The organism is Kosakonia pseudosacchari, from assembly GCF_900184035.1.
Lineage (GTDB): Bacteria > Pseudomonadota > Gammaproteobacteria > Enterobacterales > Enterobacteriaceae > Kosakonia > Kosakonia pseudosacchari.
Genome location: NZ_FXWP01000002.1, coordinates 1 through 5,178, shown reverse-complemented (window position 1 = coordinate 5,178; position 5,178 = coordinate 1). Strand labels below are relative to the sequence as shown.

Sequence of the window (5,178 nt, the reverse complement as noted above, 5' to 3'; positions counted from 1 at the left end):
GAACCGTGAGGCTTAACCTTACAACGCCGAAGGTGTTTTGGCGTGAGAGACAGAAAAGATTTTCAGCGTGATACAGATTAGGTCAGGGCGTGAGAACGTTCTGACAGACAGAATTTGCCTGGCGGCAACAGCGCGGTGGTCCCACCTGACCCCATGCCGAACTCAGAAGTGAAACGCCGTAGCGCCGATGGTAGTGTGGGGTCTCCCCATGCGAGAGTAGGGAACTGCCAGGCATCAATTAAGTGAAGAGGCCATCCTGACGGATGGCCTTTTTGCGTTTTTATGCAGCGAAACAGCACAAGCACTCACCCTGCGGATGCGGTAAACTAGCCGTGTTTTTGCATCAGGATAGCGCTAATGAATCTCTCCCTTAAGCCCTGGAATACCTTTGGTATTGATCGCCAGGCTCACCACATTGTTTGTGTCGAAAATACGCAGCAACTGCTCAATGCGTGGCAGGCTGCAGTACAAAGCCAGCAGCCTGTATTGATCCTTGGCGAAGGAAGCAACGTATTGTTTCTGGAAGATTTTGCCGGAACAGTCATTATCAATCGTATTAAAGGCATTGACGTTCACGAAGAAGCGGACGCATGGCTTTTGCATGTCGGTGCGGGAGAGAACTGGCATAACCTTGTGCGATTGACACTCGAGAAAGGCATGCCGGGACTGGAAAATCTGGCGTTAATTCCAGGCTGTGTGGGTTCCTCTCCTATCCAAAACATTGGTGCCTACGGCGTTGAGTTACAGCGTGTCTGCAGCTATGTAGATTGTATGGAGCTCAGTAGCGGCAAGCCGCAGCGTTTATCTGCAGACGCCTGCCGTTTTGGCTACCGTGATAGCATCTTTAAACATGAGTATCAGGATCGTTATGCCATTACTGCTGTTGGATTGCGGTTGGCAAAATCCTGGCAACCGGTGTTGACCTACGGCGATTTAACCCGTCTGGATCCCGCAACTGTAACGCCTCAACAAGTTTTCGATTCCGTTTGCCAGATGCGTACCAGCAAGTTGCCGGATCCTAAAGTGAACGGAAACGCAGGTAGTTTCTTCAAAAACCCGGTGATCACGGCTGAGCAAGCCCGCACCCTGCTCGCAAGTTTCCCTCATGCTCCGCATTACCCACAGGAAGATGGTTCAGTGAAGCTGGCAGCAGGCTGGTTGATCGATCAATGCCAGTTGAAAGGAACCTCATTAGGGGGGGCTGCTGTCCATCACTTACAAGCTTTAGTACTGATTAACACCGGCCACGCAACGAGCGAGGATGTAGTGCGTCTCGCACATTTTGTCCGGCAGAGCGTAGGCGATAAATTTGATATCTGGCTGGAACCGGAAGTGCGCTTTATAGGATGTTCTGGCGAGGTGAATGCGGTGGAGGCTATTGCGTGAAAGACAATACCGTTCCATTAACGCTGATTTCGATTCTGGCGGACGGCGAGTTCCATTCTGGCGAACAGCTTGGTGAGCGTTTGGGCATGAGCCGCGCAGCCATCAACAAACATATCCAGACGCTGCGTGACTGGGGCGTAGATGTCTTCACCGTGCCGGGAAAAGGCTACAGCTTGCCAGAACCCATTCAGCTACTGGATGAAGCCTTTATCAGTAGCCAGGTCGTGCAGGGTTCTGTTGCTGTACTTCCAGTGATCGATTCAACCAACCAGTATCTGTTGGATCGCTTAAGTGATTTGCGCTCCGGTGACGCCTGTGTTGCCGAATATCAGCAGGCTGGTCGTGGGCGGCGCGGGCGCAAATGGGTATCTCCGTTTGGCGCCAACCTCTATATTTCCATGTACTGGCGGCTTGAGCAGGGGCCGGCAGCGGCTATTGGTCTGAGCCTGGTCATTGGTATCGTTATGGCCGAGGTGTTGCGCGATTTAGGCGCTGAGCAGGTACGGGTCAAATGGCCAAATGATCTCTATCTACAAGATCGTAAACTTGCAGGGATCCTCGTCGAATTAACGGGAAAAACCGGCGATGCAGCACAAATTGTTATTGGTGCTGGCGTCAATCTTGTGATGCGTAAAACACAGGCAGAAGATATTAGTCAGAGCTGGATTAATCTGCAGGAAGCTGGCGTGCGTATTGATCGCAACCAACTGGCTTCACGTTTGATCATTGAACTTCGCACCGCCTTGCAACGCTTTGAGCAGGAGGGACTAACGCCTTTCCTCTCTCGCTGGGAAGCGCTGGATAATTTCATTAATCGCCCGGTTAAGTTGATTATTGGTGAAAAAGAGATCTTTGGCATTTCCCGCGGGATTGATTCACAGGGAGCTTTGTTACTTGAGCAAGACGGCGTTATTAAACCCTGGGTGGGTGGAGAAATATCGCTTCGCAGCGCGGAATAATAAAAAGGGAGCATGAATGCTCCCTTTTTATTTATTTCCGTAGTCGAACTTGTTCCACAGCATGGTTGGCGCTTTTTGTCATAATCAGGCTTGCGCGCTCACGGGTTGGCAGGATGTTTTCTTTAAGATTTAACCCGTTAATTTCTTTCCACAATGACATAGCAATCTCAATCGCTTCGGCTTCCGACAATTTGGCGTAGTTGTGGAAATAAGAATCAGGATTGGTAAATGCCCCTTCGCGGAACTTCAGGAAACGGTTGATATACCAGGTTTGCAAAAGATCTTCTGGTGCATCGACATAAATCGAGAAATCAACAAAGTCGGAAACAAATACATGATGTGGATCGTGTGGGTAATCCATCCCACTTTGTAAAACATTTAACCCTTCGAGAATTAAAATATCCGGTTGCGAGATCGTTTTATCCCCATCAGGGATCACATCATAAATAAGATGCGAATAAACCGGCGCGGTGATATTAGTCACGCCCGATTTAATATCTGAAACAAACTGCACAAGGCGGTGCATATCATACGATTGCGGAAACCCTTTTTTCTTCATTAAACCGCGATCCTTCAGCACCTGGTTTGGGTGCAAAAAGCCATCGGTCGTGATGAGTTCTACGCGGCGATGCTCTGGCCAGCGGCTCAGCAGTGCCTGCAAGACGCGAGCGGTGGTGCTTTTGCCCACAGCAACGCTACCGGCAATGCTGATGATATAAGGAATACGCTGCCCGTTAGTGCCGAGAAATTGTTCAAGAACGGCCTGACGGCGTAAGTTCGAACTGATGTAGAAATTGAGTAAACGGGAAAGTGGAAGATATATTTCCGCAACTTCTTCCAAAGAAAGGTCTTCATTAATGCCTTTTAATCTCGCGATCTCGCCTTCAGTTAAGGTCATAGGGACAGAATCGCGAAGCGCAGCCCACTGGCTGCGATTAAACTGTAAGTAAGGCGTCATTAACGTTTGCTCTTTTTTACTCATAAGCTTTTATTAGCCTGCCATTATCACTCACTGCGTTGGCTTCCTGCTCGCAGTAAGAGAGAGACTCTAAAGATAATGCTATGGCACGACGTTATTGAAATAAGTGGGATCAATGGGCAGGAGGTTAACACCAGATGACAGGGAATAATATGAAAAATCGCGTCGAGGTGATGCTTTCCGTAGAAAGCATCACGCACTTCACTTTAGCTGGCAATAGAACGAACCATCTGATTTACAGCAAATAAGCGTTTAAAATATATGGCGGCCGGGTGGTAATAGCCGTCCGCAGAGCAGAGAAAATCTGGCACTTCACCGAGACAACGATATCCTTGCGAGCGATAGAACGCTTCTCCGGCAGAACCTGCCAGCACTTCAAGTGATAGCAAACCTCTCTGACGTGCACACGCTGCTTTCTCGAGCTCAGCTATGAGCTTCTTGCCAACACCTGTGCGTCGGGCGCGGCGATGTACCAGCAGAAGTTTGATAGTTCCCCGGTTAAGGGCTTCAGGTTGCATGTTGAGTTGCAGACTGACGCTGCCCGAAACGCCCTGTTCATCCCGCGCGATCCAGATGAGTCGCTCGCCTTTTTCCAGTTCACTGCGTAAGCGATAAAAACTGCTTTCAGCTTCCTGTTGGCTCATTGAACGTTGATACCCCACGGATGCGCCGCTGTGCAATGCATCCAGTAGCAATTGAGCAAGCTCCGGGCAATAGACCGGCAAGGTGGCTGCATTTAACAAGACAATCTTCATGATTACGCCTCCGCTGGGGTGTAATAGCGGAGATGCAATTAGTGATCCATTTCACAATCCCGCGTTAGCACTGAGGAATCGGCGGTAAGCGGTTATGGATTTGCACCACGTTAATGCAATTGCACTGGCAAGGGACAACACAGGTATTGAGCAGAGGGTGGATGTAGAGAGAATAGATAGGAATGAATCAAGAGAAATGGTGGTTTTTTCCACGGTGTTGCATGAAATTACAGCATTTCTTCGGCTTGTCGCGCAAAATGTGAGCGATAGAACGTTTTGTGCAATTTTTTAGTTGCATCAATCCCTCTGTCTCCCTAGAATGCGCGCTACTTGATGCCGACTTAGCTCAGTAGGTAGAGCAACTGACTTGTAATCAGTAGGTCACCAGTTCGATTCCGGTAGTCGGCACCATCAAGTCCGGTGGGGTTCCCGAGCGGCCAAAGGGAGCAGACTGTAAATCTGCCGTCACAGACTTCGAAGGTTCGAATCCTTCCCCCACCACCATTTTCGGTTACGCTAAAACGTAACCTGAGTTGGTGTCAGTAGTGAATCAGCTCTTTGGGAGAGCGTCTTCTCCCGATATACAGAAAGTACTGGGTAGCCGAGTTTCAGGATGCGGGCATCGTATAATGGCTATTACCTCAGCCTTCCAAGCTGATGATGCGGGTTCGATTCCCGCTGCCCGCTCCAAGACGTGCTGATATGGCTCAGTTGGTAGAGCGCACCCTTGGTAAGGGTGAGGTCCCCAGTTCGACTCTGGGTATCAGCACCACTTCACTTCTCCTCCCTGGTTTCTCTTCTGTTATTAGCATTCAACGAGTCGGGCATGTTGCCTGGTTGATGTGGTGATATCACCGATTTATCCGTGTCTTAGAGGGACAATCGATGTCTAAAGAAAAGTTTGAACGTACAAAACCGCACGTTAACGTCGGTACTATCGGCCACGTTGACCATGGTAAAACAACGCTGACTGCTGCAATCACTACCGTTCTGGCAAAAACCTACGGTGGTTCTGCTCGCGCATTCGACCAGATCGATAACGCGCCGGAAGAAAAAGCTCGTGGTATCACCATCAACACATCTCACGTTGAATATGACA

General features: G+C 49.5%; 5 protein-coding genes, 4 tRNA genes and 1 rRNA gene. 8 read left to right on the top strand and 2 right to left on the bottom strand.

The features are described from left to right. Positions 1-117: 117 nt before the first annotated feature. The 3 genes from rrf (at position 118) to birA (ending at position 2,345) form a co-directional block, all read left to right on the top strand. Positions 118-233, top strand: a 5S ribosomal RNA gene (gene rrf / locus BN2591_RS00070). Between the two features lie 124 nt (positions 234-357). After that, on the top strand, positions 358-1,386 hold the full coding sequence (gene murB / locus BN2591_RS00065; RefSeq protein WP_086868031.1) for a UDP-N-acetylmuramate dehydrogenase: 1,029 nt from the start codon (positions 358-360) through the stop codon (positions 1,384-1,386). Next, positions 1,383-2,345: a bifunctional biotin--[acetyl-CoA-carboxylase] ligase/biotin operon repressor BirA gene (birA, locus tag BN2591_RS00060; RefSeq protein ID WP_086868029.1), complete on the top strand. Its 963-nt coding sequence runs from the start codon at positions 1,383-1,385 to the stop codon at positions 2,343-2,345. The genes murB and birA overlap by 4 nt, the downstream gene beginning before the upstream one ends. Positions 2,346-2,376: 31 nt before the next feature. Here the strand turns inward: birA and coaA are convergent, their stop codons facing one another. Both coaA and BN2591_RS00050 read right to left on the bottom strand, forming a co-directional pair. Further along, a complete protein-coding gene (coaA, locus tag BN2591_RS00055; protein WP_017460033.1) occupies positions 2,377-3,327 on the bottom strand; it encodes a type I pantothenate kinase in 951 nt (316 codons plus the stop codon). Between the two features lie 203 nt (positions 3,328-3,530). Next, positions 3,531-4,079 carry a GNAT family N-acetyltransferase gene (locus BN2591_RS00050; protein WP_086868026.1) on the bottom strand — a complete coding sequence of 183 codons (549 nt, stop codon included), beginning with the start codon at positions 4,077-4,079 and terminating at the stop codon, positions 3,531-3,533. Positions 4,080-4,414: 335 nt separating this feature from the next. Between BN2591_RS00050 and BN2591_RS00040 the strand changes: the two genes are divergently transcribed. The 5 genes from BN2591_RS00040 to BN2591_RS00020 form a co-directional block, all read left to right on the top strand. After that, a tRNA-Thr gene (locus BN2591_RS00040) sits at positions 4,415-4,490 on the top strand. Positions 4,491-4,498: 8 nt separating this feature from the next. Then, a tRNA-Tyr gene (locus tag BN2591_RS00035) sits at positions 4,499-4,583 on the top strand. 111 nt (positions 4,584-4,694) lie between these two features. Further along, positions 4,695-4,769, top strand: a tRNA-Gly gene (locus BN2591_RS00030). A gap of 6 nt (positions 4,770-4,775) precedes the next feature. Beyond that, positions 4,776-4,851: transfer RNA gene (locus tag BN2591_RS00025), tRNA-Thr, on the top strand. Between the two features lie 113 nt (positions 4,852-4,964). Continuing rightward, a partial coding sequence (locus tag BN2591_RS00020) for a GTP-binding protein (protein WP_227256966.1) occupies positions 4,965-5,178 on the top strand: 214 nt, incomplete at its 3' end.